Raw genomic sequence first — 25,949 nt, forward strand, 5'->3', positions numbered from 1 at the left:
GGTCTATGAGAATGTGCTGAACGACGCGATCTTCAGCGGAGATTTGGTAGAGGTAAAATATGTGGAGAAGCGGGAGATGAAACGATTCAGAGGATTCGTGCACCGGACGAACTACATGGAGCGGACCGTCGAGCTGGCCAATCAAAGGGAAGGGATCATCCATGTGCCGTTCGAGGCAATCATTCACGTCGAACAATCGATAGACTAACGCCCTGGCGGTTGCTGACGAAAAATCCTTTGCTGCTTTTATAGATGTATCAGTTAAAAGTTGCAGTACACTGATATCTTTAAATCATTCCGTTTGTCAATTTAAGCTAGACAGATCGACTCCATTCAGGTGACTCAAAAATGCCTCCAACGGTGTGCGGTAATTCAGTGACTTTCTTGGGATGTTATTCCGCTTGTCGGCCACCGACGAAATGAATGTTTGATCCACCTGGTTGAAGTCCATTTCTTTTGCCAAGCCGTCTTTCCGCAGGAGCCCGTTGGAGTTTTCATTCAAGGCGCGCTGAGAAGACGTGCCGGGATCCGCAGAGTAAATCGAGACGTCGTGCCGGTTGCACAACGGTTTCCAATTGGAGAATTCCTTGCCGCAATCAAACGTGATGGATTTGAACAGATTTCTCGGGACCCCTTGGAACCACTGGTTCAACGCAGTTTCAATATCGCAAGCCTTGCGTCCTGCAGGCTTCAGGGCGATGATGACTTTCGTCAGCCGTTCGACCAGCGTGATCACCGCACTTTTGTGGTGGGCACCCACAATGGTGTCGCCTTCGATATGCCCGAACTCTTTTTTGAACGACGGGTTGTCGGCTTCCCGTTCGGAAATATGGCGTTTGAACGCCTGTTTTCCCCGGCGTTCCTGGTGTCCATTGGGTTTCCGTTTTCCTTTCATCGGCAGCGTGGCGGCGTCAAAGACCTGATTTTTGAACATGCGATAGATGGTGCGCGCGGAACAATCGATGGCCGTTTCTGCCCGGCCGACAATGACATCCGGCGTCCAGCCCTGCGCCACCTTGTCTTGAACATAGGCCACTTGTTTCTTCGGCAGGACAATTTTCCGCCGGCCGCAGCGTTTCTTATTTTTCTTGTATTGCGTGTAGAAGTCGAGCGCTGTATGTCCTGATTTCAGGAAATTGATGACGTTGTAGATTGGCTGCCTGGAACGGTTCATCAACTTAGCAATGATCGCTACAGGTATATTTTGGCGGTGGTAGGATTCTATCATCACCAGTTCATCCGTGGTAAGATGGGTGTAGGTCATTCGTAATCACTCCTATGTTTTTCTTTGGTCGGAAAATACATTGTGAGTGTACCACGAATGGCTTTTTCAATTGTCTAGCTTAATTTTACAATCGGCGATTAATGAATGAATGATCAATTTTTGAAAACTTTTTTGTGTTAATTGAATTTAAGTAGAAAAGAGAAGAAGCTTTTGGGCTTCCTCTCTTCCGATAATATCTCATATGTTAACTATAAAAATATATTTAATTATCCAAAGTCTTCAAACCTCCGTTTGACTTTAACCTAATACAAAACTGTGCCCCCAAGGTTAAAGAAAATTCAACTTTTGGGAGGCAGCACTTTTCGTGTACGACAATTAAACACGGTGTTAAACAGCTCTATTTCTTAGTTTCAATGTCATCGCATTGATAGCCACGATAACCGTGGACACGGACATCAGAACTGCTCCTGCGGCAGGAGCCAACGTAATCCCAATGGAGGCTAGAACACCCGCCGCTATGGGAATGGCAATAAAGTTATAACCGGCTCCCCACACGAGGTTCTGTTTCATTTTACTGGTTGTTTTATTGGCCAATTCGATAAAGGATTCAAGATCGCCTGGATCCGACTGAGTCAAAATCACATCAGCGGAATCGATGGCGACTTGAGTTCCGGCACCGACTGCTATCCCAACGTCTGCTATTGCAAGGGATGGTGCATCGTTGACGCCATCGCCGACCATGATAACCGTTTGTCCATTATTTTTCAGTGATTCCACTAAACCATATTTATCTTGCGGTGATTGATTGGCTCTGTATTCAATGCCCAGTTCCTCTGCTACTCCTTGGGCAGCCGTTTCATTGTCACCTGTAGCCATAATCGGTTTTATATTGTAATGCTTCAATGCCTGTATCAGCGTTCTGCTCGTTTCTTTCAATTCATCGCCTAATGCGACCGTACCGATCGGATTCCCGTCCTCAACTAGTATACTTAATGTTGCCCCTTTGGGAACATCCACCGCTACATCTCTTCCAAGTGCCTTTTGGCTGATCAATTCGTATTTGCGGCCATTGGCGTTTCCTTCTATACCCGCACCCGACACAACATCAATCGAATCAAAGTGGACAGGCTGAATCCCTTGTTTCTCAGCGTATTGGACGATTGACTGGGCGATTGGGTGGCTGGACCCGCCTTCAATCCCTGCCATTAACGCCGCGATTTCGGCTTCGGTATGTTGACCATCCAGTGTTTCCATGTTCAAAACTTTAAATTCGCCAGTAGTCAATGTACCCGTTTTATCCAGTATCATTACATCAGCCTTAGTTGCCAGCTCCAATGCTTCGCGGTCTTTCACCAACAGCCCGCGGCTTGCACCTAAACTGGTGCTTCGTGCAATAACCAGCGGAATGGCAAGGCCGAGAGCGTGTGGACATGCAATGACTAATGTCGTAACCGTAAAAAGAACAGCGGTTTGAATGTCAGCAATGTACAGCCAAACGACAAAAGCGAGGAAAGCCACCACAATGGCGATATAAAACAGCCAGCCGGCTACTTTTTGAGCCAGATTTTCAGCTCTTGAAGGTTGATCCTGCGCCTGGCTTATCAGGGTTTGTACTTGGGAAATGAACGATTGGTCGCCGGTTTCCTGTACTTCAAGATATATGATGCCTGCACCGTTCGTGGAACCGCCGATCACTTTGTCTCCGGCTCCTTTTTCAATGGGTTTAGATTCCCCCGTCAGCAAAGCTTCATTGATCCGCGAGGTGCCTCTTTTGATGATGCCATCGGCAGGGACGTTTTCTCCGGCCTGAACCCGTACAAGGTCTCCGACTTTCAGCTCATTTACGGGACGCGTCTCGATCGAATCATCTTCCAATACCACATGTGCATCTTTCGGCACCAATTCGGCGAGCGATTTTTGCGCGTCTCCTGCTTCTCCGATAGCCTTCATTTCGATCCAGTGTCCAAGGAGCATGATCAACAGCAAGGACGCGAATTCAAAGAAGAAATCCATGATGTGATCGCCGGTTACGTAGCGTGCCAGCACGGCGTAAATGCTATACAAATAGGAAACGGATATCCCTAATGAAATAAGGGCCATCATACCCGGTGCTTTTTCCTTAAATTCAGCGATTGCACCTTGATAGAAGGGTTTTCCGCCATAAACCAATAAGATAGTTGCTAATACAGCGACCACAATATCCGAGTATGGAAAAGTAAATTGGAAAGGAAGCCGAACGTCCATCATCGGCGACAATAATAGAATGACAATGCCCAAGGGCAGCGACTTCAGGAAAATTTCTTTGAAATTCCCATGATGGTGATGTCCATGGTCACTATGATCGTGGCCACCATGATTGTGATGGGCATGATCATCATGAATTTTGGCAGGATTGCTGTCGTCTTGAATGCCTTCTTTCACTTGGTCTTCATGGTACGAATGCCCAACATGTTTGGAATGATCCATTTTACTGTGATCTACCTGTTCGTCTTGATGGTGGTGATGGTCTTTATCATTTTTAGCCATTCAGTGCGCCTCCTCCAAACTAGTGGTTCTTATCCTATTTAACCCTATTTACATTCTTAACATTCACAAAGTTCTTGCCGAATATACCACGCGGGGGTATATTTCATTTAAAAGTAAAGTGTGCTGTGAAAGCACCCTTATACGACGTCATACCCTTGTTCTTCAATCGCTTTCTGAATTTCGTTTAATGATGTCTTGGCAGTATCATAGTCTACTGCCACTTCGCCTTTTTTAAGATCAACTGTCACAGATGAAATCCCTTCGAGTTCACCGACGCCCGTTTCAACCGAGTTTGCACAGTGGCCGCAGGACATACCTTGTACTTTTAATGTTTCAATCATTATTATTCCTCCTAAAGTAATATTTCCTTAAACTTAACATACCCCGATAGGGTATATCAAGTGTTTAGTATCATTTTACTTTATCGCTGTTTCCATGACTCTAATTTAGAAGTTCACAATGACCCCCCAAAAAAACCGCACCATTGATTTTAATATTTGATTACTTGTCTATAAAATGTGCAGTTTCTATGGAGTTTCGGTATTTCTGTTTAGTTTGGAAAGGAGAGGGAAATCCAGTAAATGAAGCAAAAATAAGAAATGGAGGTTTTAACTTGGCTCACGAACAACATCAGGAATTGATTCGGGCATTACATGATTGTGCAGCGGAATGTAACCATTGTTTTGACGCTTGTCTGCAGGAAGACGATGTGAAGATGCTAGCACAGTGCATTCGATTCGACCGGGAATGCGCGGACATTTGTGCATTTTTGGAACATGCCATTACTCACAATTCACCGTTCGTTTCCGAACTGGCAGCCGCTTGCGCAACCATTTGCGAAGCTTGCGCAGAGGAATGTGAGAAGCACGCCGATCATCATGAACATTGCAGACGCTGTGCGGAAGCTTGCCGTAGATGTGCAGAAGCTTGCCGTAACGCCGCATAACCTTACTCAAAAAGGCCCGTCGGAAATATTTTCCGACGGACCTTTTCTTTTATCAAGCATCATTCTGCTTCATGGATCCATTTGTAGCCGATTCCCCAAACCGTGAGAAAATGATCATCGACCGGAAAACCGGACTGGCGGATTTTTTCCCGAACATTTCGCACATGCGAATCGATGGTCCGCCCTTCCGTCTCTGAGTCGAATCCCCAAATTAACTGGATCAGCTGCTCCCTCGTAAACACTTTGTCGGCATTCTTCATCAGATGGCCCACCATCAGAAATTCTTTTGGCGTCAATTTGATGATATGTTTGCCGTACGTAAGTTCAAACCGGTCTTCGTCCCACACCAAACCGTCCACTTCAATGGTATTTTTCGGAGTTCTCCTGCGAAGCAGCGCCCCCATCCGGGCCAGCAACTCATCTTCATTAAACGGCTTTGTGATGTAATCATCCGCCCCGATATTCAATCCCTTAACAATATCCTCCTGTTGTTCCCGCGCCGTCAGCATAATGATTGGCACATCCGAAAATTTCCGGATTTCGCGGCACAGTTCCCAGCCATCCATTTCCGGCATCATGATATCCAGTAAGACGAGATCGAAAGGTTCCGATTCCAAATAGTCGAGGGCTTCATGAGCTCCCAGTGCTTTTTTACAGAGGTACTGATGCGGCTTCAAATATAAAGCCACTAAATCCAGCATTCGTTGTTCATCATCAATCAACAGCACTTTCTGCAAGCGAATCCCCCCTTTTCAATTCTATCAGGACGGTTGTCCCTTGTCCGTACTCACTTTGAAGCGTCATGAGACCACCGTGCGATTCGACGATTTCTTTTGCAATCGCCAGGCCAAGACCGCTTCCTCCGTACTGTCTGGATCTGGATTTATCGACCCGATACAATCGTTCAAAGACAAAAGGAAGATTTTTTTCCGGTATGCCCTCTCCTTCATCACGGATGCTTATGGTGATGGTACCTTTATCTTGGACTCCCTGTAATACCACTTGTGTTCCTTCAGGAGAATGCTTGCGGGCGTTGTCCAAGACATTCAGCAATACCTGCTGAAAACGTTCGGGATCAATGAAGGCGACAATCTCATGTTCACAATGGACAGCCAATGAAATCTGTTTCTCGTCAAAAGCTGGCCGAACCAAGGCAACGACGGATGCAAAAAGCATCTTCAGTGAAAATTCCTCTTTTTGAATGGTGAACTGGTTATGATCCATCTGAGCCAGCTCAAACAGCTGCCGGATCAATTCCGTCAAATGGGCCGTCTCTTCCCGGATGATGCCAATGTATTCCTTTTTCTCTTCCTCGGATGCATCCGGCCGGCTCGCGATATCGGCATATCCTTTGATATAGGTCAACGGCGTCCGCAACTCGTGCGAAATACTCGCCAAAAATTCATTCCGCTCATTTTTTAAATGTTCCAAGTCACTGGATAGAGCAGTGATGGCGTTCGCCAGCTCTCCCAACTCATCGTTTCGGCCAATATTCAGGCTGACCTCGTGGTGCCCTTCGCTTAACTGTTCCGTCGCTTCTTTCATCCGAATCAACGGCAACGTAATCAATCGGGATAGCAGAAAAATTGTGATGACGGTCAACCCGACAGCAATCAGGCCAACAATCAGGAATTGGTTTCGCAAATGACTGACCATCCCTTTGATATGATTGGTTTCCGCAAACATGAACACGTGGCCTCTATGTTCTCCTTCAATGGTGATTGGGCTGTCCGTCGCAATAAACTCTTTTTTGTCCCATCGCTCTTCCACGACCTTCCCTCCCTGCAGAACCTCATCAAAATCGGTGTGTTCCAACACTTCCCTCATTTCAGGTTCAATCAGATCGGAATGGGTCAATTCGTTGCCATCTGCATCCGTGATGATGACGATGAAATCGGAGGCCGATTCCATCAACGCCACATGGTTCAATGTCGCCGGTTCAAAATTGTCTTCCAATACTTCGCTGTGGGTGTTCCCTCTTGCAAGCAGGTTGGTCATGACTTCATCCACCCGTTCATTGACAAAAGTAACGTACAGGGTTAGAAACAAAACCAATTCAATGATGATAATAAACACAAAAAACAGCAAACCTATTTTCAATGCAAGCCTGTTTAACATGGCATCCCTCTTTAAGTCGATTGGTTAGCAGCAATCAAGACAAAGACTGCTGCCGAAAGCTGTTGGATTCGGTTCGTCTTTCAAACGGCTAGCTGGTTTCTACTTGGTTTTTCCCTCTTCCAGCAGCGTTTTCCAGGTCTGTAATCCGTCTTCCGACAAGTAGGCATTGCCTTCAAATGTGTAGATCGCCAGTTCCATTCCATCCATCGGGTTTTGTGCAATAAAAGCGACGGCATCTTGTGAAAGGTCCGGTGTATCCACCGGCTCGAGTTCTTCATTTTCCATAGTATACTTCGCCAGAGCCGCCGCTGTCCCGTAGCTTCCGAAGTACAAATGGTCTTCGGTGAAATGCACCGCTGTGCCTGTTTCACTTCCGTCTGTAATGGCTTTAAAATTTTCTCCGCCATCCCGTGAGAAATAAATCCCTGCAGCCGTAGCTGCAGCGACGAAGTTTGAGTCAGCCGGGTGAAGAGCGAGCGAAGTCACTTCGCCTTCCAGCCCTTCAGCCTTCACAGTTTTCCATGATTCGCCTTCATCACCGCTTTTATATACGCCGGCTTCCAATAGGGAATTCTTGGCCGGATTGATTAGGAAAATGTCGTTACTGTTATATCCCACCGCCATGGCATGAAAATCCGTTTCTCCTTGAAATGCAATCTCTTCAATCGATTTACCGCTGTCGATGCTTCGCTGTATCCCTAGGGGATTGGGTAATTCTGAGTCTGCACTTGGGTGGCCCGACGTAATAAATCCTTCATTTGTTGCATTAAAGCCCATATAATCATGAAAATTATCCGCCGTTTCGAACCAGCCCTCCTCCCGGTAAATTTTCAGCCCGGTATGCGAGGCAAAATACAGTCCGTTCTCATTTCCTGCATAACCCATCCCATGAACATGGTTCAGTTCCCCTTCAAACGGCACTTCAAATGAATCCGTTGTATCATTGCTGCAGCCTGCCAGCAAAAGAAAAGCCGACAGCACTGCCGTTCCTATTCTCTTTTTTTCATGTAGATGCCCTCCGAATATGTCATTTTTTATTTTTTATTTTTTATAAGTATAACATTCTTAAAGTTTAACGAAAAAGTTTCGACTTTTTGTGCAGATATCTTGATTTCAAAACAGGTAATCCATTCCCTCTCCAATTGACCCAAAAGGAATAATCCTTCCAATCGGTCCGGTGGAGGATCTTTGCCTGATTATTATTTATAAATTTTCTACACCTGACATTTCTTTTCTTTTGGTTAGTCCACTTTAAAGAAATGTTTTTTTCTCGTTTTTTCTTTGCAGCATTTTTCAAAATAACGTGGCCCGCATTATGCTTGGGAAATTCAGAGGTATCAGCACGGTTTGATCTGTTCCATATAACTCGCGATATCCTCTTCGGACATTTCAACCGTAATAATTTTCTCGATTTTGCCCTCTTGATTGACTAACAGAGTAGTCGGCAATGGACGGATATTATAAGCTTCCATAACACTTTTGTCCTTATCGATAACAATCGGGAACGTTAAATTTCGCTGTTCAGCAAATTGTCTCACTTCATAATCGGATTGCGCAATATTGACAGCGAGTATCTCCACACCTTGATCCTTGTATACCTGGTACTGCTTTTCCATCAGCGGGAACTCTTTTTCGCACGGTTTGCACCAAGTACCCCAAAAGTTCACGAACACCCCCTGCCCTTTGTACTCAGACAGCTGATGCCGTTCCCCGTTCAAATCCGTCAACGCAAAATCGGGTGCCGAATCTCCAACTTGCAGCAATTCGTTTTTCTCTTTTGTTAATCCGTTGTAGATGGTAAATGCAATAGCGACAACCAGAATCAACAAAATACTTGTCCTCATAATCAAGCGATTTCTCTTTTTATCCTTTTTAGCAGCCATACACTGTCACGTCCTTCCTAGATGCTGGGTTGAGTCCATTAAAACCCTGTAAATCCACCCGTAAATTGCGATAAAAAAGCGATGATTTCTGTCAGCATGTCAAAGTAAAGTAAAACGCCCATCAGAATCATTAATGCTCCTCCTATTGACATGAAAAGAGCGCTCTTCTTCAAGAAAGTCATTTTCTCAATAAAAAACGACATCAAGAGAAAAGGAATGGAAAATCCCAGAACGTAAAACAGCATATAGAGTAAGCCACTGTCCGGATCCGCTACTCCGAGTGCAATAACTCCTGCAAGTATGGGACCGGTACACGGGGTCCATCCAGCTGCAAAGCCAATGCCGATCAGAACAGAACCCGCGTATCCGGAGGGCCTTTTCTGGAACTGTAATTTCTTATCCGTCAGCAGGAAGTCGAATTTCAGAATACCGGTTAGGACCAAGCCAAAAAACACCATCAAAATAGCGCCCAATTGACGTAGAAGAACTTGATATTCCAAGAAGAAGTTTCCGATAAGCGAAGTCGACAAGCCCAACGCTAAAAAATGATGGAGAAACCTATCAAAAATAGAACCGTATGAATCAAAGCCGTGCTCCTCATCATTCCCTTGCCCGTCTTTAACTCATTGACTGAAACTCCAGTAAGGTAGGATAAAAAAGCCGGATACAAAGGAAGGGAGCATGGAGAGATAAATGATAAAAGCCTTGCGCCAAAGGCAAGATACAAACTAATTTCCGCCACTTGTACACCTCCTATTACAGTAAGTTGAATCCTCTTCTTTATCATTTTTGTATCCCTTAAGGAATCAACTGAAATTTTCTATATAAGACTCGGGGAATTTCAAGGTATGTAAAATTAAATACAGCCCCTCTCTTAACTTCTACTTCCCCGTGCTTGCTTAACCGTTCCAGAAGACGTCAACCAATCCAGTTTACCGATTAATTCTTGATTTTCTGTGCAGTTTCTTCTATTCCGGTTCAGGTGAAGTCCCGGATGATTTGCAGGAAGCCGAAAATCCAACCTTTGAAGTTGGAAGCCAGGCGATTATTGAAACCGATCATATGGAAGGCATGAAAGGTGCTGAAGCCACAATTGTCGGGGCTTATGATACAACCGCCTATGCAGTGACCTATACGCCGACGGACGGAGGCGAGCCGGTTGAAAATCACAAATGGGTGATTCACGCAGAATTGGAAAATCCAGGTGATGAACCATTGGAAACGGGCGATGAAGCGGCCATTGCCGCTGACCATATGGAGGGAATGGACGGCGCAACGGCTACGGTTGATTCTACCGAAGAAACGACCGTCTATATGGTTGATTTCGTCCCGACCACCGGAGGCGAGGAAGTCACCAATCATAAATGGGTGACTGAAAGCGAACTGTCACCCGAATAAAAGTGCCAAAACCCGGGATCTTGTCAACAAGATCCCGGGTTTTTATCTGTAATGGTTCATAAAGGATTCGATTTCGTTTGTATTACAAAAACATTAAGTTTTAGTAGTTAGGCTTCCCGTATAAATTCTGCACATTTTTTCAACATTTTTATAATAGAATAAATCAAATTTAAATAGTTTTAGAGAGGTCACCAAATCTATGAAAACAAATCAGCTTTTGAACGAATCCGGTCTAATCTCCCGATTAGATTCCAGAATATTAGAATTAGACATCAAGGGGATTGCCGATAACTCAAGCGATGTGGAAAAAGGTTTTGTGTTTGTTGCTATTAAAGGATTTGAAATTGATGGTCACGGGTTTATTGACCAGGCAATTGAAAAAGGGGCAGCCCTTGTCATCGGAGAACAAGAAATTACCCGGTTAGGTGTCCCTTATTTACAGGTGGAAAATAGCCGGAAAGCGCTTGGCATCCTGGCCAGGAATTTTTATGGCCGTCCATCTGACCAGAAAATAATGATTGGAATTACGGGCACCAACGGAAAAACGACGACGAGCTATATGCTCCAGCACTTTCTGGAAAGCAACGGTATGAGTTGTTCTGTCATCGGTACCAACCAAAATATTATCAATGGCGAAAAAATGAAAAGCTCGAACACCACACCAAATTCACTCGCTCTCCATAAACTGTTGACCCTCAGTCAGGATGAGGTCGTCATTATGGAAGTTTCTTCTCATGGACTGGCCCAGTATCGGTTAGAAGGCATTGAATTTGATTACGGCTTGTTCCTCAATCTTCACCATGAACACCTGGATTATCACAGTTCCATGGAAGAATATTTTCAGGCGAAGCTTACAATGTTCAATCAGATGAAAGAACATGGGATTGCTGTAGTGAATACAGATAATGAGTGGGGACGAAAGCTCTGTGGAATCCTGCAAACAAAGGGAAAACCGATTTATGCAATTGGCACATCCACTGAATGCAACCTGCGTGTTGCAAAATTTCATTCACTGTCCTCCACTATGCGGGTGATTGAAAGTAACGAAACGTATCAAATGGTCGCTGCCATGACCGGAATGCACAATATGTATAACACCTTAATGGCCTACGGAACATCATTGTTGCTGGGTATCCCCAAAGAAAAGCTCTTAAACTCCATTCACCATTTCAAGGGAGTCGATGGACGCTTTGAGATCACGAAACTGGCCAAGGGCTCGATCGTTATTGTGGATTATGCCCATACTCCGGATGCCATCTCTTACTGCCTGGAAACTGCAAAATCACAAGGGGCACAACGAATAACCCATATTTTCGGCTTTCGTGGAAATCGAGATGCCAGCAAGAGAAAGCACATGCTATCCATATCTGCTGAAATGAGTGACCGCTACATTTTAACGTTGGACGACCTGAACAATGTTTCTCCAGGAGATATGCTGGAAGTTTTAAACCAACTAAATGAAACATACGGCAACTCAAAAGGCAGCATCGTTCCAGACCGTACACTCGCCATTCAGCAAGCAATCCATGAAAGCAAGGAAGGCGACTGGATTGTGATTACCGGTAAAGGACACGAGAAATACCAGCAAACCTTTCATTTACCGACTGATTCGGACCGGGAAACCGTCAATTATATAATAAAGCAGAACTAAAATAATCACTCAGGAGGGAATAGTTATGAAAAAACTAAGTGTTGTTTCAACCATTTTAATCATGATCAACACTTTAATCGTTTCGTCCGTTTTCAGTAAAACTGATGACCCTTCCCTGCCAAACGTATCCAGTGAAGCAGCTATTGTCATGGAAGCAACGACTGGAGAAATCCTCTATGAAAAAAATGCACAGTCGCAGATGTATCCTGCCAGCCTAACAAAAATTGCCACAGCCATTTATGCAATTGAAAACAGAAAATTAAATGATGTTGTAACCATCAGTAAAAAAGCACGCAATACGGAAGGCACCCGTGTTTATTTGGAAGAGGGAGAACAAGTGACTTTAGAAAAACTGTTGCTGGGCCTCTTAGTCAACTCTGGAAATGATGCCGGCGTCGCCATTGCTGAACACATTAGCGGCAGCGTTGAGTTATTTTCTGCTGATATGAATTTATATTTAGAAGATGTAATTGGCCTGCGGAATACGAACTTCGAAAATCCTCACGGTCTTTTTGATCCCGAGCATGTTACGACAGCCGAAGATTTAGCGAAGTTAACCCGATATGCGATGAAGAACGATGAATTCATGAAAATATTTGGAACAAAAGAACTGCCCTGGAACGGTGAATCCTGGGATACCATGCTTTATACCCACCACAAACTATTAAGGGAAAAACCTTATGAAGGCGTTACGGGTGGTAAAACCGGGTTTGTGCCAGAAGCAGGCGTCACGCTGGCCACGACAGCCAAAAGAGAAAACCTGAATTTAATTGTCGTCACCTTAAAAAGCGACACAGAGGCAGAAGCTTATGCTGACACTATTCAACTTTTGGATTTTGGATTTGAAAATTTTAAAACAGTGAGCATTCCGAAAGAAAGCAGCTTTTTTGCCGGTGATGTGGAATACATTACGCCAGGCGATTTCTTTTATACACACCAAACAGATGAGCAAGTGACAATCGCTGTAAAAGAAGATGGACTATTAAGGATTACTGATCAGGATGGCACTCTTTTGTCTTCTTATCAGTTTCCCGTTGTCAGTGCTTCTGAGACAAACCTTCCTTCTAATTCTGAAGACGTTCGCACATTTTTCCCACCTGGGATTTTAAGTTCAATCTATTTGTTCCTCCTCGTCGTTGGCTTTTCAGGATTAGTGTATTACCGAATTCGAAAAAAACGGATATAGAACGCACTTCTCTATCTTAAAATTTCATTCAACTGAACTTTTATATACCATCAATTTTTTAAACAGCGCAGGAGGCGGATTATATCATAAACACTCAGTTCCCCGTTTTAGAATTTCTGCTGCTTCTCATTTTCAACATAAGTATGGGTGCAGTTGGCTTTTTCCCAAGCTTTTTGCTCACGTCTCTCAATATCAGTTCTTTAGGGTTAACCATTGGCGTCATCCTTTCTTTGTCGGGGGAGATTTTTGGCGCTATCGTCGGATTTTACCTATATCGATATGGGTTTTCAAAAGTTAATCCAAAGTGGTTAAAGCGGCCGTTCTGGAGGTACATCCAGAGTTCTTCAATAAGCCGCGTCTTCTGGGCAATCATCTTGCTGCGTTTAATTCCTTTTGTCCCATCAGGTCTGGTAACAGCAGGGGCGGCCTTGACGCCCATTCCAGGTGGCTTATTCATTATTGCCAGCACCATCGGTAAAATTCCGGCCGTTTCTCTTGAAGTGGCTGTTGTTTATGGCCTTGTAGAATCCATACCTCCCGGTTATCAGTACGGCTTATTTATTTTGATCTTTCTATCGTTTCTAGTGATCTGGGCAAAGAACAAAAGAAAAAATTCTTTGTAATTTTACCCCCTGTTTGAGAAAACTTCGATAAATTCATCCTCTTTTTCTGGCTCATCACCATAACTCGTGGTTGCTATTTTGACGACCGATCTCGAGGCGCAATCTTAAAAAGAATCGTTCGAGGTTTCGATAGCCATAACCACGGCGTTTGATGAGCTTGATCTTGTTGTTCGTCCCTTCCATCTTCCCGTTCGACAGCCTTGACACGATGGTCTGGCGCATCGCTTGCTCCCGGACCCGGATTGCTTTCGCGATCTTCGCCAGGGGCCCGCACGGATGGAACTGATAACGGTCCAACCAGTCCGACAGCCGCCGTTGCGTCTGTATCTCGCACGTCGCCTTCAGCACATACAGGATATGCTGGAGCCCTTGATAGAGGTTCCGAATGAATGGATCTTCCTGAATACAGGAACGGACGACCTCCCGGTCTTCCCCAGTCAGTGTTTCCGGGCGACGCGCGAGCGAACGATCGATCACGCGAACGTGGTGATGGCGTCTTGCCTCGTTCAAAAAACGACGCCGTCGGCGAAGGGCGTCCGTGACGAACTGGACGAGGTGGAACCGGTCCAGCACATGTTCTGCCTCCGGGAAGACATGGTTGATGGCCTTCGCCATCGCCGGTGCAAAATCACTGACGACAGAACGGATATCCTCGGATATGCCTTGAAGTGCTGCCGTGATGGCTGCCACGTCCCGGCCCGGGACAATGGACAGAAGCTGGCCACTCTTGGCATCGAGGACAATCGTCGCATAGTGGTGCCCCTTTCTTGTGGCGAACTCGTCGACCAGGACATGCGTTGCACGCTCCATCGTCTCCACCGAAGCTACTGATAGAACCAGCGCTCCACCGTCGTATAAGGGAGGCCGTACTCGCGTGCGACATCTGAGATTGTCCGTCCGTGGCAACGTTTTGCGATGCCTTTCCGGAAAACCTCGGTGGAAGTGCGGACGAGCCCGAGAGCGTAGTCATACACGAACGTCAAATCACAAGAGCTGCATCTTTGACGTGGGACATCCAGTTCGATCCAGAGTACACCGACGTTCCACGCATGACCGTGTCGAAAGCGACGCCGCTTTTTCGAATGCAGGATGGTCTTTCTCTGGCACAGCGGACAAGGGATGTCATGTTGACCCGGGATGACCGGAAAAACGTTTGGTTCTTCGTCTGACGACATTTGGATCTGAAAAAGGGCTGGAAGTGGAAGAGGTAATTTGATAAACTGTTGGGGCAAAGCGAAAACTCCAATCGTGGTTTGTCTAAGCAACAATTACGACACCGGGGTTTTCGCTTTTTTTCTATGTTCAATTCAAAATCCGATGGATTTTATGTGTCAACCACACCTTATGGTGATGAGCCCATGAAAAGTCATTTCGGATAATTACTTCCTTTATTCTACACAGTTATGTAATTCTCCATTACAAATGACTTTCGTACAACATCAAACTTATGTAACGGGAGGAATTAGGATGCACAAAAAAGATGATTCTCTCGACAAGAAGGAATTTCAGGAGTCAGAGTTAAAGAACAAACGTCGTCAGTCTTTAGCTTTAGAGCCAACCATTCCGCTTAGTGAATTAACACTAACAGACCCTATCATGAAAGTGACGCTATGGATCGGGAGTTTTGGCGTTTATAACGAGTCCATTTTGACTTTTCATTCGAACGGTTTCGTTAAACGAGAACTCTTGATCCTTCAAACGTTTGGCGAGGAACAACGGATAGAATCCGGTTGGTACAACCAGGATGACTCTGCAAAAGTCTTAAAGAAATTCAATTCTTTTAAGACGCATCTCTGGCCGGAGTTGTTCGTAGAAACAGAAACAATCACTCACGATGGGACCCAGTGGAAGTTGGAGGTCTGTAAGAAGGGGGGGAGACTAGTTCCTATAGCGGCAGCAATGCTTACCCGCCGAAGTGGAGGTCTCTCAAAAAATTGTTCGGCCACTATTGACGTCCAATCGTTTGTTGACCAGCCCTTACAGGAAGGTGTGAGGATGCTATATGGGAAAGAAACGAAAACCAATCCGCAAAGTCGTCAAATATGCCCCTAAACTTGTTTTAGAGTCTGCTGTGCCACTCGGTCATTACGGAGCCCTTGCTTGTGAAATAGCAACTAACCCAATCAAACTTCTCTCGGTCAGTCTTTCCGATGAGCTCGAAAAGTCTCCTTATGTGAGATACCGACACCGCTTCATGGACTATCTTGCATGGAAACTGTATTCGGAGGGCGATATGACCCTCGAGAACATGTCCTGACTCATGGATGAGTTCAAGACACGCGATGATGTCGTCAAACTGTTCATCGCCCGTGCCAAAGAGATTTCGGAGACCAATCACTCTTATCAGTCGACCATTCTATTGGCCATCTACTCTGCGAAAGTGTTCGCCCGGCCAGAACTCGCTGCGAATAGTGAGTCCGCTTTCTTCTTACATCTTCTGTCACAAGTGAATGACAACGACCTTCGCCATTTTGAACTCATCTATGACCACGCGGCTGCTCTCGAACTTAAATTTACACTAGTTTACGCTTGTGACGCCTATTATCAATCGATCGGTGATCCAGTCTTTCAACAACTTCCCCCTCAAGAACGTGAGGCTGCCCTCCTGGCGAGGCTAAGCGACGACCCGGAATTCGTATCGTTTTACACGAGTACAGACAAGCTGACATTCCTGGGTGTATTGATGCAGCGTTCGTTCAGTTTTGGAAGCATCGGACATACTCAAATCTCATTGAACCCGTAGAGCAATACGTTAAAAGAACTATTAGAAGAGTCTCGGTTGTTGGAAGAGTCCTTGATGCGTTCATCGAGCCCTTCTTAACCTTACGCTCGTACCGCCTAATCTCGATAATTACCTCTCCTGATCAATCTAGATTTTTGTATACAAAAAAATGATATATGGTCATATATAATCAAAAGCGACGACAATACTTTGAGATGTGTATATTTCTAAAGGGACAGAGTGCTTTCCAGACAATCGATTCGACTCCACTTTGATGGATATATAAAAGAGTGTATACATTTCGACGTCGAAACGTGTACACTCTCTTTTGTTGTCGAGTCATGGCATGTCGTGACTCAATCATGTATATTTTTGTATGTACATCGCATCATCTGCGACCAAAATCAGTGTCTCTAGTGAGTCCCCGTCTGTCGGATAAGCAGCTTCTCCAATTGAAGCATCGAGCGTCACCGGCACATCTCCGATTGAGAGCTCGTATTTAAATGTCGCTTTCTTGAAGTCCAAAGGATAAGGCGAAAGGATCACGAACTCATCTCCGCCGATGCGACCGAGTACTCTTTCGCATACAACTGCTTAATTTCCCACTCTAACGCAGAACGGAAGTTCATCCCTTTTCGCGCACGTTCGACCGCAAAATTAATGTGATCACCTAGTCCAAGGAGAGCCATGTTGTTGACCGTATTCCCTACTTCAGTTTCATAAAGTTGGAGAATATCGCCGGCCAATTCGATGTCCTTCACATCGATTCGTTGTAGAAGTGCTTCCAGCTCATGCACAGATGCCTGTTGTTCTAGATAAAGTCTTAATAATTGCCTCATTCTTATTTCATCATCAACAATTAATATTTTATCCATCCTAGCCACCACCTCTTACATTAGAATTTTTTAATAATAAATGATTGTCAATCTATTTCCTCATTATTTTCACGAACTTTCTATATAATCAACTCAAACTATAGGATGGAGTTGATTATATAGAAAGCATTTATGAAGAGTTTAATCGTTACTCTCTATGTATCCTTCTTTTTTCTCACCATACTACTGGTCTATAAAGGTTATGAAATTTTTCATAACTAAGTACCGTAGTTTTTATAGATAAAGGAGCATCAGCTTTTTAGCTCATACCTTTTTCGGCATGGCGACATAGATGCTCCTTCATTTTTAACACTTCGCTTTAAGCAATTAATTTACGACAGATTTTTGCACATTCATTACAGGCCTCAGCGCACTTTTTACAATGATCATGATCATGTTTCGAACATTCGTCGGCACATCTTTCACAAATTTCAACACAGCTTCTTGCAAGAACATCAATATTGCTGCTGTTTCGAGAAATAGTTTGTACTAAAAGACTACAAATTTCAGAACAATCTCTGTCTAGACGTATACACTCTGCCATCGAAGAAACATGATGTTCACTCAAACACGCATCAAAGCATTCATTACAAGTCACTATACAGTTGTGTAGGGCACCTAAGATTTCTTGTTGTCCAGTATTCATTCTAAAATACCTCCATTTTCCGTCTTTTTTGACTTACACAAAGCCTATTCCCTTAGTTTGTGAAGAAAAGATGAAAACATTCACCTATTTTTTAGTCCACTTTCAACTGACCCATCATTCCGTTCTCTTCATGTTCAAGGATATGGCAATGGTACATAAATACCCCTTTTTCCTTGAAAGTCATCTGAATCTTAACTCGTTCGTCTGGTTTTATAGCGATAGTGTCTTTTAGACCTGTTTCTTGATTATCCAGTTTCTGTCCGTTTCGCTCTAATACTTTGAATTGGACTCCATGAATGTGAAAGGGATGAGTCATTCCACCCATCATGTCTTTTTTATTATAGACCTCCCAAATTTCCGATTCTCCTTGTTTCGCCTTAATATCAATTCTCGTCTTATCAAACTTTTTCCCATTGATTTCAACATTTTTGCCCATTCCGAAAAGAGTTAATTTTTGATTCACTGTAGACAAGGTCTTTAGCGGCTTTTCATATCCATTTTTCAGCGCCAATGCACTTAGGTTCGCCCCTTGTTTATCCTTCAGTTTGAAGTTAACGACCCTTACTCCATTCGTTTCAAATGAAACAGTCTCACCAATTTTTCTTTTTGAAAAATCTACCAATACCTCTATACGTTCGCCTGGACTTAATTCAATTTTTTTCACGTTTTTCGCTTTTGAGATGTAACCACCATCATCAGCAATTTTTTTTAAAGGATGAGCCGTCAGATAACTTCACTGCATAGTTCCGTGCATTGGACCATTTATCAACCTGACCCTAAGTTGCGAACATTTCACGTTAAAATACGGATTAATCGTTCCGTTTACGAGGAGGGTATCGCCTAAAGCCCCATCTATTTTTTCTACATCAGCATATTCAAGGACATTCCTATTTTTAACTTTTCGATCTTGAAGAATTAATGGAATATCATTTTCACCATATTTATGAGGTAGCATCGTCTCTTTAGTTTTTTCATCTTTTACGTATAACAATCCTGCCAACCCCTTGTATACTTGTTCAGCAGTCTTACCCATTGGATGTGGATGAAACCACAATGTCGATTCATTTTGCTTCACTTTAAACTTTACTACCTTCGTCTCACCAGCTTTCACGACCTGATGTGGTCCACCATCTACGGATGATGGTACAACAAGACCGTGCCAATGGGATGTAGTGGCTTCTGATAAGCGATTCACCGTACGGATTGTTATTGTTTTCCCTTTTTTTAACTCCACTACAGGACCTAAATAATTTCCGTTATATCCTAGAGTTTTAGTTTTTTTTAGCATCTCGAAAGAACTTTGTTTCCCCTTGTTTAGCGACAATCGTGTATTGAATGGAATTCTTGGTTTCACGATCGGCTTTTAGTATCTTAGGGATGTTTAATCGTCGCTCTTTTTCTTCAGTTGATTTTAAATCGACACTCGCACCATGTCCCATACCTTCCATCATATTCTGATTTGTAGTAGTGTTTCCTCCATTCATCATAGATCCCATGTGCTGTTTGTTGTTTGACATAGTACCTCGGGTAAGAAGTAAATACGAACCGCCCACTATAATCATGAGAGTGAAGATACCGATAGTTGCGATTAACCATGTTATCTTCATATGGATCATTCCTTCCAATCAATTATTATCTTTAACTTAAAGAATGATTGTGAAAGAACTATGTCTTTCTACCCATGAATTTTATAGTTTTTTTTCAATGTGTTACTTTTCTGCTCTCTGCAATGTTTCTGCAAATTTATGTGATAGAGTCTATGGAAAGCATAAAAAAGCAATTGGAGGTAATTTTTATGAAATTAAAGAAAAAGATTATTATGACAACTATGGCTGCTTCGCTTTCTTTAGCACTCGCTGCGTGCGGAAGCAATAGTGATGATTCTAAATCAACAGGAAGCATGGATAAAAATATGGATGGTATGGATCATTCGACGATGGACATGTCTGGATCGAAAGAGGTTCCGAAAGGGCTCCAAGAGGCTAAAAACCCTAAATTTAAAGTTGGCGACATGGCGATGATCAAAGAAGCACATATGGAAGGCATGAAAGGGGCTGAGGCTAAAATTGTAGGTGCTTATGATACTACTGCTTATAGCATTTCTTATGACCCTACAAATGGCGGGAAACGCGTCACGGATCATAAATGGATTATTCAAGAAGAGATTGTAGATGCCAAGTCATCTCCTTATGAAGTAGGCGATGAAGTAAAAGTAGACGCGGATCATATGGGAGGAATGAAGGACGCTACGGCCACTATCGATTCAGCTAAGCAAACAACAGTGTATATGATTGATTTTGAATCGACTACAGGTGAAGAAGTGAAAAATCATAAATGGGTGACTGAAGACGAACTATCTGCAGAATAAACGATATACAAGAGAGGAACGGTTTTTTAACCGTTCCTCTCTTGTCTTCTTTCTCCTTATTTAAGGAACCCACTTGTAACCAATTCCCCATACTGTGCGAAAGTGTTCTTCAATAGGAAACTCGAGTTTCCTAAGCTTTTCTCTTAAGTTTCTTACATGAGAATCGACCGTTCGTTCATCTGTCCACTCATTTGCTAACCATAAACTTGAGAGCAGTTCCTCTCTTGAATAGACACGTTCTGGATTTTTTAATAATTTAGCAAGTAATGAAAATTCTTTTGGTGTGACTTTGACTAAATGATTATCGTAATACAGCTCATGGGCGTCTTCATTTAAGATTAGACCCGACGATTCGATTTTTGATCCTGAAGAAACTGTAGTTCGTCTGAAAATCGATTGAATTCTTGCCTTCAATTCCGCCTCGTCGAACGGTTTCACAATGTAATCATCTGCTCCCAGTTGCAATCCTTTTACGATTTCTTCTTTTCCGTCGAGTGCTGTCAATAAAATGATTGGTACATTCGAAACTTCTCTTATCCTTTGACAAGTCTCAAAACCATCCATTAAAGGCATCATCACATCTAATATGATTAAGTCAGGCTCATCTACATCAATCAAGTTCAATATCTCTTTTCCGCTGTTCAGCTTAATACAGGTATAACTGTCTTGCAGATACAGTTCGATCAGTTCTAACATTCGATTCTCATCATCTACCAAAGCAATGGTTCTCATCCTGGAATCCCCCTCAAGTCAATGACAACCTTCAGCCCGTTTTCTACATTAATAGCTACGATGGTCCCTTTGTGCGCTTCAACTATTTCTTTCGTGATAGCCAGACCGAGCCCAGTACCTCCTGTTTCACGATTTCGTGAAGAATCTACTCGATAAAAACGATCAAAAAGATACGGGAGTGATTGTTCATCCACACCACCACCTTCATCCGTAACTTCAATAAAGTTTTCATCAAGTTTTAAAAATACGCGTTTGTTCGCATGTGTATATTTTAGCGCGTTATCCAGTAAATTTAAGAGAACCTGATCGAATCTAGCTTGGTCTATCTCTTTGTAGATGGGAGTTTTATTAATTTGAAGAATTAATTTCACTTGTTTCTCCTCAAATTTAACAATTATTCTTTCACTGATCTGTTTTAAGAAATCATTCATCTCTGTAATCTGAGGATCTATTTGAAAATGTGGCTCTTCCAATCTAGCAAGTTCAAACAAATCCTCAATCAGTTCTTGAAGTCTTTCGGATTCCTCATAGATAATATCTCCAAATCTCGATTCGTCTTTTTTGAGGAGTCCTGCATATCCCTTGATGTAGGTAATCGGCGTACGCAATTCATGTGTGATTGAAGTCAGAAATTGCTTTCTTGTATTTTGAATGTGACGTAAATCAACAGATAACTTAGTGATCGCTCGTGCTAAATCTCCTACTTCGTCGCTTCTCTCAGCTTCTCTGATTTTCAGCACCTCGCCTTGACTTAACTTTACCGTCGCCTCTTTCATTGATAAAAGTGGCTTTATAATGATATAACTCAAAAAATAAACATTTACTAATAGAAAAAGTACTAACAAGAATAGAGAGAACACTACTTGTTGTTTCAATTCCCCCATCAAATGCTGTATATACTTCGTCGGCTCTAACATGATTATTTGACCGCCATCTTCAATATTACTCACCGTCACTAAAAATTTGCCTTCTCTCCAATTACCTTCTACGATTCCATCCTTTTTTTGAATCCAATCCAGGTTCAAAAATTGTTCAGCGTCGTTAGATGAATCGACGACTTGATTATTTTTGTCTAAGATAATCACATCAGTCATCGCCTTTTCCTCCATTAAAACAACGTGTTCAACTGTTTGCTTGTCGAAGTTAGTGGAAAGAACATCTCGATGACTATTGCCTCTCTCTTGAAGGCTCTCCAGTTCACTTTCTACTTGTTGATGCTCAAGAATGTTGTATACAATAGCAGATGAGAGAATGAAAATCATGAGAATCCCGAAAAAATAAAATAACGTTATTTTAAATGAAAGTTTATTCATAAAGTACCTTTCTCATTTAAGATGATTACATATAAAAACAAACTGTTGAGATTTAGAAAAGAAAGTATTCTTCATTTAGGCGATACACAAAAGAGCTTTTATCATTTGATTCTTTTAAAAGGACAATTCCTTGAATATTGCTCCACAAATAATTAGCGAAATCATAATCTTTAAAAATAGCCTCACGAGTAGAATGCGTCATGAAACATTCTATTTTTGTAATCGTATACATCCCCTCCGAATCACGTTGATAATCGAAAGAAAAAGAACCCTTTATATTAAGCCTTTGAGCAATTATTGCTACGCACTCCTCTAAAATCGAGTTGGCAAACACCTCGTATGAAAGAACAGTATCTTGGTACCGTTCATACTCTTCTCTCATAAAACAGCAAATCACTTCATCAGATCGATAATCGATATATGCATCAATTTTCCCCAGCTTTACACCTTCAGGCGCATTCTTTATTTGGTCAAAAGAGTAAGTAAAGGTATTACCTTGAACCGAAAATGAATCATGAAGTATTGTTTTATCCAAATCAAAGGATGTTATAAACATTACGTTATTTTCTCTCATTTTTAACTTGTGTTTCGATAGCGTAGTTGCTTCTTGTTCGCTTAAAGGAATAATCCAGCCTATTTTTTGAGAAGTACAATATTCAATGAGATTACTAATATACCCTTCTTCTGATTCTTTTTTTGAAAATGAATCAAAATATTTAAAATCAGGAAGTAGCTTTCGAACCCATCCTTCTTTTGAAGAAATATGAATATCTATACCTGAGGGTTTAAGTTGTTTTATGTTCTCCATCACTTTCCAGTTTTCCTCTACTCCCATCATCAGGACATTTTTACGAAACATTTACGATGCATCTCCTCTTGAAATAGAAAATAGAGCGTCAGAACCCTCTAAACCCTGTAAAATCAATCAATATTGTAGTTAGTTTCGTTAGACCATCGAAATACAATATGATACCTAATAAAATCATAAACCCTCCACCTATTTTTGTAACCTTTGAAGAATACTTCATTAAATATCTTGATTTCCCGACCCAAAACGACATTAAGAAAAATGGAATGGAGAAACCTAGAACATAAAAGAGCATATATAAAAATCCATTACCAGGATTTGTGGCAATCAAAGCAATAACTCCAGCGAGAATTGGTCCTGTACAAGGAGTCCATCCAGCAGCTGATCCGACTCCGACCAAAAGCGTTCCGATATAGCCACGCTTTCTTGTTCCTAAGTTCAATCTTCGCTCTTTAAGTAAAAATGTTGGAGTCCATAGACCAGTTAGAATAACACCAAATATGAATAAAATAAGTGCACCGCTCATCTGTAAAACATCTTTATACACTATAAAAAAATCAGCCAAGTATGACGTTGAAAAACCCATCACTAAAAATACGCTCGAAAATCCAAGTAGGAAAACTAATGTATGGGGAACTCCATTCCAGTTCCACTTTTCATTTTCTTTTAACTCTCTAACTGAAACCTCTGTAATGTAAGATAAAAAAACGGGATATAAAGCCAGACAACATGGCGAAATGAAAGATAAAAACCCTGCCCAAAAGCTAACAAAAAAGATAATTCCATCAAATTTTTCCTACACACAAAAAATAAATCTATTTTTTGGAATATTTATAAAAAAGAAATGTGTTTAATTTTTATCATAAAATCCGTTTGTGAAAAAACTATGCATTTTTTGATTAAATCTCTTGTCAATTTTTGAAATGAATTTGATATACTTTTTTGTAATATAGTGATGCTATACTCCTTTTAACAAATCGTTCGTCACTGTATCTTTATCTTTAAAGGAGTACAACTAATGAAAAACAAGGTAATACTTATCGCTTCTAGTGTCTTACTCACAACAACTTTTTCGATGCATAGTCCAAAAGTCGAAGCAAGTAGTGCATATAACGTAAAAGTGAAGACAGACGATCTTCGTGTTCGGACTGGTCCTTCTCTTAATCACAAAATTGTCGGCATCACTAACACTGGGCAGACCTTTTCTTATTTAGGAAAAAAAGGAGCTTGGACAAAAGTACTTTACAAAGGAAACACACGGTATATCTATAGTTCTTACCTAAAAAAATATAAGAGCCACGTTGCCAAAAAAACATCATATAATAACTCTCTTTTTGCTTCTCCTACAGAAGGTCGGCTGACCCAAGGATACGGAAACTCTAATGGTGCTTACGGTTATACATTCCATAATGGCGTTGATCTAGCTGCAGCAAAAGGCACACCCGTCTACGCTTCTGCCAGTGGAAAAGTCATTACATCTAAAAACAGCGGTGCATACGGTAAACACGTTATGATTTCACATAGTCTACAGAATCAAAAATACGTAACCGTTTATGCTCATATGAACAGCCTTTCGGTAAAAAGTGGTCAGACAGTCTCTAAAGGTATGAAGATTGGAACAGTTGGGAATACAGGAAACTCGTTCGGAAATCATTTGCACTTTGAGATTCATAAAAACAGTTATAAATACAGCAGTTATTCTGCAGCGAATAGTGTCAACCCAATGAACTATTTGTAACCTAAAAAAAAGAAAAGATTAGACTGACCTAGCTATATGAGACACTAATAAAAATACCTTGATTAGGCTACCGCCACGCCATATTTTATCGGTGTGAGGTAGCCTAATTTTTCTTGGATACGTTCTTCGTTGTAGTAAGTTAAGTAATTATTCACCCGCTCACGCACTTCATAGTCGCTTAACGAGTTGAACTTGACGTACTGGAACACCTCAGACTTCAAGTTCGAATGAAACGATTCGATCACCGCATTATCCCAACAGTTGCCTCTTCGAGACATGCTGCTCGTCAGATACTTCCTCTTTACGAAATCTTGAAAGGCATATGATGTATAGACACTTCCTTGATCTGAATGGATGATAACCCCTTCGGGATTGTTCCGACTCTCCAACGCCATCCTTAACGTATCGATGACGAGGGGCGTCTGTTGATGATCGTATAGCTTATAGGCAACAATCTCATTGTTGAATAGGTCGATGATCGTGGAGAGGTACTTCGTCGTGCCCCCGTATTGGATGTAGGTGATGTCCGTCATCCACTTCTTATTCGGTCTACTGGCAGTGAAGTCTCGCTTGAGAAGGTCAGGGGCAATGACGATACTCTCACCCTGAGACTTCCATTTTCGTTTGGGTTTGATCCGACACTGGAGATGGTGCTTCTTCATGATTCTCTGTACGGTGTTCCGGTTTGATGCCAATTCATAGGTTTGTTCTAACAGGGCCTTTATCTTTCGATGTCCATATCGATACTTTGTAAGCTTACATACTGCGACGATTGTTTGCTCTAGCACCGAAGGGTGCTTCACCGGTTCTCTGGCCCAACGGTAATAGGTTGCCCGCGGAACGTCTATCACACGTAGGATTGTCGTGACTGTATATTTGCTCCTCAGGAGCTCTACAACCTTTAGGACTACTTCTTTCTCAACTCTCTTTCGATCTCCATGAATTTTTTTAAGATTTCGTTCTCCGTCTTCAGGTGGGATAGTTGACGCTCTTTCTTGTCATCCTCGCTGGCGGAATCAGGACCGAGTCCGTAGGTGTACTGCTTACCGATCGGTTGGCCGAATCGATAGATTTCATTGGACCGATACCATCTCATCCATGTGTGAATCTGGAATTCATTTTTGATTCCGTGTTTCTCCATAATCTCTCTAGTCGTCAACTCACAACTTAGTTTGTCTCTCACCACTGCCC

The 25,949-nt window shown here is 42.4% G+C and carries 30 protein-coding genes and 2 pseudogenes; 10 read left to right on the forward strand and 22 right to left on the reverse strand.

All coding sequences use genetic code 11. From position 1 onward, the window contains the following. Nucleotides 1-208 (forward strand): YolD-like family protein (locus tag KNO71_RS00005; RefSeq protein WP_214686808.1); only part of this gene is annotated, 208 nt, incomplete at its 5' end. A 96-nt stretch (nucleotides 209-304) separates the two neighbouring features. Here KNO71_RS00005 and KNO71_RS00010 read toward each other — a convergent pair. The 3 genes from KNO71_RS00010 to copZ all read right to left on the reverse strand — a co-directional run bounded on the left by KNO71_RS00010 (nucleotide 305) and on the right by copZ (nucleotide 4,092). After that, nucleotides 305-1,264 (reverse strand): IS30 family transposase, encoded by a 960-nt coding sequence (locus KNO71_RS00010; protein ID WP_214686810.1) that lies wholly within the window; start codon nucleotides 1,262-1,264, stop codon nucleotides 305-307. Between the two features lie 348 nt (nucleotides 1,265-1,612). Next, nucleotides 1,613-3,751, reverse strand: coding sequence for a heavy metal translocating P-type ATPase (locus KNO71_RS00015; RefSeq protein WP_270810968.1), 2,139 nt, complete (start codon nucleotides 3,749-3,751; stop codon nucleotides 1,613-1,615). A 137-nt stretch (nucleotides 3,752-3,888) separates the two neighbouring features. Continuing rightward, the gene (gene copZ, locus KNO71_RS00020) at nucleotides 3,889-4,092 is read right to left on the reverse strand and encodes a copper chaperone CopZ (protein ID WP_029336157.1); all 204 of its coding nucleotides are present in this window, start codon (nucleotides 4,090-4,092) and stop codon (nucleotides 3,889-3,891) included. Nucleotides 4,093-4,364: 272 nt separating this feature from the next. On the opposite strand from copZ, the gene KNO71_RS00025 reads away from it, so the two are divergent. After that, the gene (locus KNO71_RS00025) at nucleotides 4,365-4,697 is read left to right on the forward strand and encodes a four-helix bundle copper-binding protein (RefSeq protein ID WP_214686812.1); all 333 of its coding nucleotides are present in this window, start codon (nucleotides 4,365-4,367) and stop codon (nucleotides 4,695-4,697) included. A gap of 59 nt (nucleotides 4,698-4,756) precedes the next feature. On the opposite strand, the gene KNO71_RS00030 is transcribed toward KNO71_RS00025, so the two are convergent. The 5 genes and pseudogenes from KNO71_RS00030 to KNO71_RS00050 form a co-directional block, all read right to left on the reverse strand. Then, on the reverse strand, nucleotides 4,757-5,434 hold the full coding sequence (locus tag KNO71_RS00030) for a response regulator transcription factor (RefSeq protein ID WP_214686813.1): 678 nt from the start codon (nucleotides 5,432-5,434) through the stop codon (nucleotides 4,757-4,759). Further along, nucleotides 5,412-6,815 (reverse strand): sensor histidine kinase, encoded by a 1,404-nt coding sequence (locus tag KNO71_RS00035; protein ID WP_214686816.1) that lies wholly within the window; start codon nucleotides 6,813-6,815, stop codon nucleotides 5,412-5,414. The genes KNO71_RS00030 and KNO71_RS00035 overlap by 23 nt, the downstream gene beginning before the upstream one ends. A gap of 99 nt (nucleotides 6,816-6,914) precedes the next feature. Continuing rightward, complete coding sequence (locus KNO71_RS00040; protein WP_270810962.1) at nucleotides 6,915-7,796, reverse strand: F510_1955 family glycosylhydrolase; 882 nt, start codon at nucleotides 7,794-7,796, stop codon at nucleotides 6,915-6,917. 356 nt (nucleotides 7,797-8,152) lie between these two features. Then, nucleotides 8,153-8,698: a thiol-disulfide oxidoreductase ResA gene (gene resA / locus KNO71_RS00045; protein WP_214686818.1), complete on the reverse strand. Its 546-nt coding sequence runs from the start codon at nucleotides 8,696-8,698 to the stop codon at nucleotides 8,153-8,155. Between the two features lie 38 nt (nucleotides 8,699-8,736). Continuing rightward, nucleotides 8,737-9,440, reverse strand: a pseudogene (locus tag KNO71_RS00050) (cytochrome c biogenesis CcdA family protein). Nucleotides 9,441-9,670: 230 nt separating this feature from the next. Between KNO71_RS00050 and KNO71_RS00055 the strand changes: the two are divergent. From KNO71_RS00055 to KNO71_RS00070, 4 genes and pseudogenes are all read left to right on the forward strand, one after another. Next, nucleotides 9,671-10,096, forward strand: a pseudogene (locus KNO71_RS00055) (YdhK family protein); the annotation flags it as partial. 199 nt (nucleotides 10,097-10,295) lie between these two features. Further along, complete coding sequence (locus KNO71_RS00060) at nucleotides 10,296-11,747, forward strand: UDP-N-acetylmuramoyl-L-alanyl-D-glutamate--2,6-diaminopimelate ligase (protein WP_214686820.1); 1,452 nt, start codon at nucleotides 10,296-10,298, stop codon at nucleotides 11,745-11,747. Nucleotides 11,748-11,772: 25 nt separating this feature from the next. Further along, nucleotides 11,773-12,933, forward strand: a complete 1,161-nt coding sequence (locus tag KNO71_RS00065; protein WP_214686822.1) for a D-alanyl-D-alanine carboxypeptidase family protein — start codon at nucleotides 11,773-11,775, stop codon at nucleotides 12,931-12,933. Between the two features lie 143 nt (nucleotides 12,934-13,076). Continuing rightward, nucleotides 13,077-13,556 carry a TVP38/TMEM64 family protein gene (locus KNO71_RS00070; protein WP_214686824.1) on the forward strand — a complete coding sequence of 160 codons (480 nt, stop codon included), beginning with the start codon at nucleotides 13,077-13,079 and terminating at the stop codon, nucleotides 13,554-13,556. Nucleotides 13,557-13,610: 54 nt separating this feature from the next. On the opposite strand, the gene KNO71_RS00075 is transcribed toward KNO71_RS00070, so the two are convergent. Together KNO71_RS00075 and KNO71_RS00080 are read right to left on the reverse strand one after the other, a co-directional pair. After that, entirely contained in the window at nucleotides 13,611-14,366 is a 756-nt protein-coding gene (locus KNO71_RS00075; protein ID WP_214686826.1) for an ISL3 family transposase, read from the reverse strand. A gap of 14 nt (nucleotides 14,367-14,380) precedes the next feature. After that, complete coding sequence (locus KNO71_RS00080) at nucleotides 14,381-14,788, reverse strand: helix-turn-helix domain-containing protein (protein ID WP_214686829.1); 408 nt, start codon at nucleotides 14,786-14,788, stop codon at nucleotides 14,381-14,383. Between the two features lie 235 nt (nucleotides 14,789-15,023). On the opposite strand from KNO71_RS00080, the gene KNO71_RS00085 reads away from it, so the two are divergent. Both KNO71_RS00085 and KNO71_RS00090 read left to right on the forward strand, forming a co-directional pair. After that, complete coding sequence (locus tag KNO71_RS00085) at nucleotides 15,024-15,608, forward strand: hypothetical protein (protein ID WP_214686831.1); 585 nt, start codon at nucleotides 15,024-15,026, stop codon at nucleotides 15,606-15,608. A gap of 208 nt (nucleotides 15,609-15,816) precedes the next feature. Continuing rightward, nucleotides 15,817-16,299, forward strand: coding sequence for a hypothetical protein (locus tag KNO71_RS00090; RefSeq protein WP_214686833.1), 483 nt, complete (start codon nucleotides 15,817-15,819; stop codon nucleotides 16,297-16,299). Nucleotides 16,300-16,638: 339 nt separating this feature from the next. On the opposite strand, the gene KNO71_RS00095 is transcribed toward KNO71_RS00090, so the two are convergent. From KNO71_RS00095 to KNO71_RS00120, 6 genes are all read right to left on the reverse strand, one after another. Next, nucleotides 16,639-16,824, reverse strand: a complete 186-nt coding sequence (locus KNO71_RS00095; protein ID WP_029336154.1) for a diguanylate cyclase — start codon at nucleotides 16,822-16,824, stop codon at nucleotides 16,639-16,641. Then, the gene (locus tag KNO71_RS00100) at nucleotides 16,821-17,153 is read right to left on the reverse strand and encodes a PRD domain-containing protein (RefSeq protein ID WP_214686834.1); all 333 of its coding nucleotides are present in this window, start codon (nucleotides 17,151-17,153) and stop codon (nucleotides 16,821-16,823) included. Before KNO71_RS00100 ends, KNO71_RS00095 begins: the two co-directional genes overlap by 4 nt. A 319-nt stretch (nucleotides 17,154-17,472) precedes the next feature. Continuing rightward, nucleotides 17,473-17,799 carry a four-helix bundle copper-binding protein gene (locus KNO71_RS00105; protein WP_214686835.1) on the reverse strand — a complete coding sequence of 109 codons (327 nt, stop codon included), beginning with the start codon at nucleotides 17,797-17,799 and terminating at the stop codon, nucleotides 17,473-17,475. 91 nt (nucleotides 17,800-17,890) lie between these two features. Continuing rightward, nucleotides 17,891-18,463 (reverse strand): multicopper oxidase family protein, encoded by a 573-nt coding sequence (locus tag KNO71_RS17570; protein ID WP_214686838.1) that lies wholly within the window; start codon nucleotides 18,461-18,463, stop codon nucleotides 17,891-17,893. Between the two features lie 69 nt (nucleotides 18,464-18,532). After that, entirely contained in the window at nucleotides 18,533-19,087 is a 555-nt protein-coding gene (locus tag KNO71_RS00115) for a multicopper oxidase domain-containing protein (protein WP_214686840.1), read from the reverse strand. Further along, entirely contained in the window at nucleotides 19,071-19,406 is a 336-nt protein-coding gene (locus KNO71_RS00120; RefSeq protein WP_214686842.1) for a hypothetical protein, read from the reverse strand. Before KNO71_RS00120 ends, KNO71_RS00115 begins: the two co-directional genes overlap by 17 nt. A gap of 188 nt (nucleotides 19,407-19,594) precedes the next feature. Between KNO71_RS00120 and KNO71_RS00125 the strand changes: the two genes are divergently transcribed. Beyond that, the gene (locus KNO71_RS00125; RefSeq protein ID WP_214686843.1) at nucleotides 19,595-20,167 is read left to right on the forward strand and encodes a YdhK family protein; all 573 of its coding nucleotides are present in this window, start codon (nucleotides 19,595-19,597) and stop codon (nucleotides 20,165-20,167) included. Nucleotides 20,168-20,227: 60 nt separating this feature from the next. Here KNO71_RS00125 and KNO71_RS00130 read toward each other — a convergent pair whose 3' ends face one another. From KNO71_RS00130 to KNO71_RS00145, 4 genes are read right to left on the reverse strand one after another with little or no spacing between them, the layout of a single operon-like run. Further along, the gene (locus KNO71_RS00130) at nucleotides 20,228-20,899 is read right to left on the reverse strand and encodes a response regulator transcription factor (RefSeq protein WP_214686845.1); all 672 of its coding nucleotides are present in this window, start codon (nucleotides 20,897-20,899) and stop codon (nucleotides 20,228-20,230) included. Continuing rightward, nucleotides 20,896-22,212 carry a sensor histidine kinase gene (locus tag KNO71_RS00135; RefSeq protein WP_214686847.1) on the reverse strand — a complete coding sequence of 439 codons (1,317 nt, stop codon included), beginning with the start codon at nucleotides 22,210-22,212 and terminating at the stop codon, nucleotides 20,896-20,898. The genes KNO71_RS00130 and KNO71_RS00135 overlap by 4 nt, the downstream gene beginning before the upstream one ends. Nucleotides 22,213-22,264: 52 nt before the next feature. Then, nucleotides 22,265-23,071, reverse strand: a complete 807-nt coding sequence (locus tag KNO71_RS00140; RefSeq protein ID WP_214686848.1) for a hypothetical protein — start codon at nucleotides 23,069-23,071, stop codon at nucleotides 22,265-22,267. A gap of 37 nt (nucleotides 23,072-23,108) precedes the next feature. Continuing rightward, nucleotides 23,109-23,801: a cytochrome c biogenesis CcdA family protein gene (locus tag KNO71_RS00145; protein ID WP_214687704.1), complete on the reverse strand. Its 693-nt coding sequence runs from the start codon at nucleotides 23,799-23,801 to the stop codon at nucleotides 23,109-23,111. Nucleotides 23,802-24,038: 237 nt separating this feature from the next. Between KNO71_RS00145 and KNO71_RS00150 the strand changes: the two genes are divergently transcribed. After that, nucleotides 24,039-24,758, forward strand: coding sequence for a peptidoglycan DD-metalloendopeptidase family protein (locus KNO71_RS00150; RefSeq protein WP_211779490.1), 720 nt, complete (start codon nucleotides 24,039-24,041; stop codon nucleotides 24,756-24,758). A 62-nt stretch (nucleotides 24,759-24,820) separates the two neighbouring features. On the opposite strand, the gene KNO71_RS00155 is transcribed toward KNO71_RS00150, so the two are convergent. Then, nucleotides 24,821-25,738, reverse strand: a complete 918-nt coding sequence (locus KNO71_RS00155) for an IS3 family transposase (protein ID WP_214687706.1) — start codon at nucleotides 25,736-25,738, stop codon at nucleotides 24,821-24,823. Further along, the coding region (locus KNO71_RS00160) for a transposase (protein WP_483298383.1) at nucleotides 25,666-25,949 on the reverse strand (284 nt) is incomplete at its 5' end. The genes KNO71_RS00155 and KNO71_RS00160, both read right to left, overlap by 73 nt.

The organism is Exiguobacterium sp. s163, from assembly GCF_018617135.1.
Lineage (GTDB): Bacteria > Bacillota > Bacilli > Exiguobacteriales > Exiguobacteriaceae > Exiguobacterium > Exiguobacterium profundum.

Coding starts and splice junctions, on each gene's coding strand:
- copZ (WP_029336157.1), bottom strand. CDS start 4,092: ATGATTGAAACATTAAAAGTACAAGGTATGTCCTGCGGCCACTGTGCA.
- KNO71_RS00075 (WP_214686826.1), bottom strand. CDS start 14,366: ATGGAGCGTGCAACGCATGTCCTGGTCGACGAGTTCGCCACAAGAAAG.
- KNO71_RS00125 (WP_214686843.1), top strand. CDS start 19,595: ATGAAATTAAAGAAAAAGATTATTATGACAACTATGGCTGCTTCGCTT.
- KNO71_RS00085 (WP_214686831.1), top strand. CDS start 15,024: ATGCACAAAAAAGATGATTCTCTCGACAAGAAGGAATTTCAGGAGTCA.
- KNO71_RS00070 (WP_214686824.1), top strand. CDS start 13,077: ATGGGTGCAGTTGGCTTTTTCCCAAGCTTTTTGCTCACGTCTCTCAAT.
- KNO71_RS00090 (WP_214686833.1), top strand. CDS start 15,817: ATGGATGAGTTCAAGACACGCGATGATGTCGTCAAACTGTTCATCGCC.
- KNO71_RS00105 (WP_214686835.1), bottom strand. CDS start 17,799: ATGAATACTGGACAACAAGAAATCTTAGGTGCCCTACACAACTGTATA.
- KNO71_RS00010 (WP_214686810.1), bottom strand. CDS start 1,264: ATGACCTACACCCATCTTACCACGGATGAACTGGTGATGATAGAATCC.
- KNO71_RS00100 (WP_214686834.1), bottom strand. CDS start 17,153: ATGGATAAAATATTAATTGTTGATGATGAAATAAGAATGAGGCAATTA.
- KNO71_RS00015 (WP_270810968.1), bottom strand. CDS start 3,751: ATGGCTAAAAATGATAAAGACCATCACCACCATCAAGACGAACAGGTA.
- KNO71_RS00115 (WP_214686840.1), bottom strand. CDS start 19,087: ATGCTAAAAAAAACTAAAACTCTAGGATATAACGGAAATTATTTAGGT.
- KNO71_RS00035 (WP_214686816.1), bottom strand. CDS start 6,815: ATGTTAAACAGGCTTGCATTGAAAATAGGTTTGCTGTTTTTTGTGTTT.
- KNO71_RS00140 (WP_214686848.1), bottom strand. CDS start 23,071: ATGTTTCGTAAAAATGTCCTGATGATGGGAGTAGAGGAAAACTGGAAA.
- KNO71_RS00150 (WP_211779490.1), top strand. CDS start 24,039: ATGAAAAACAAGGTAATACTTATCGCTTCTAGTGTCTTACTCACAACA.
- KNO71_RS00130 (WP_214686845.1), bottom strand. CDS start 20,899: ATGAGAACCATTGCTTTGGTAGATGATGAGAATCGAATGTTAGAACTG.
- resA (WP_214686818.1), bottom strand. CDS start 8,698: ATGGCTGCTAAAAAGGATAAAAAGAGAAATCGCTTGATTATGAGGACA.
- KNO71_RS00065 (WP_214686822.1), top strand. CDS start 11,773: ATGAAAAAACTAAGTGTTGTTTCAACCATTTTAATCATGATCAACACT.
- KNO71_RS00135 (WP_214686847.1), bottom strand. CDS start 22,212: ATGAATAAACTTTCATTTAAAATAACGTTATTTTATTTTTTCGGGATT.
- KNO71_RS00120 (WP_214686842.1), bottom strand. CDS start 19,406: ATGAAGATAACATGGTTAATCGCAACTATCGGTATCTTCACTCTCATG.
- KNO71_RS00060 (WP_214686820.1), top strand. CDS start 10,296: ATGAAAACAAATCAGCTTTTGAACGAATCCGGTCTAATCTCCCGATTA.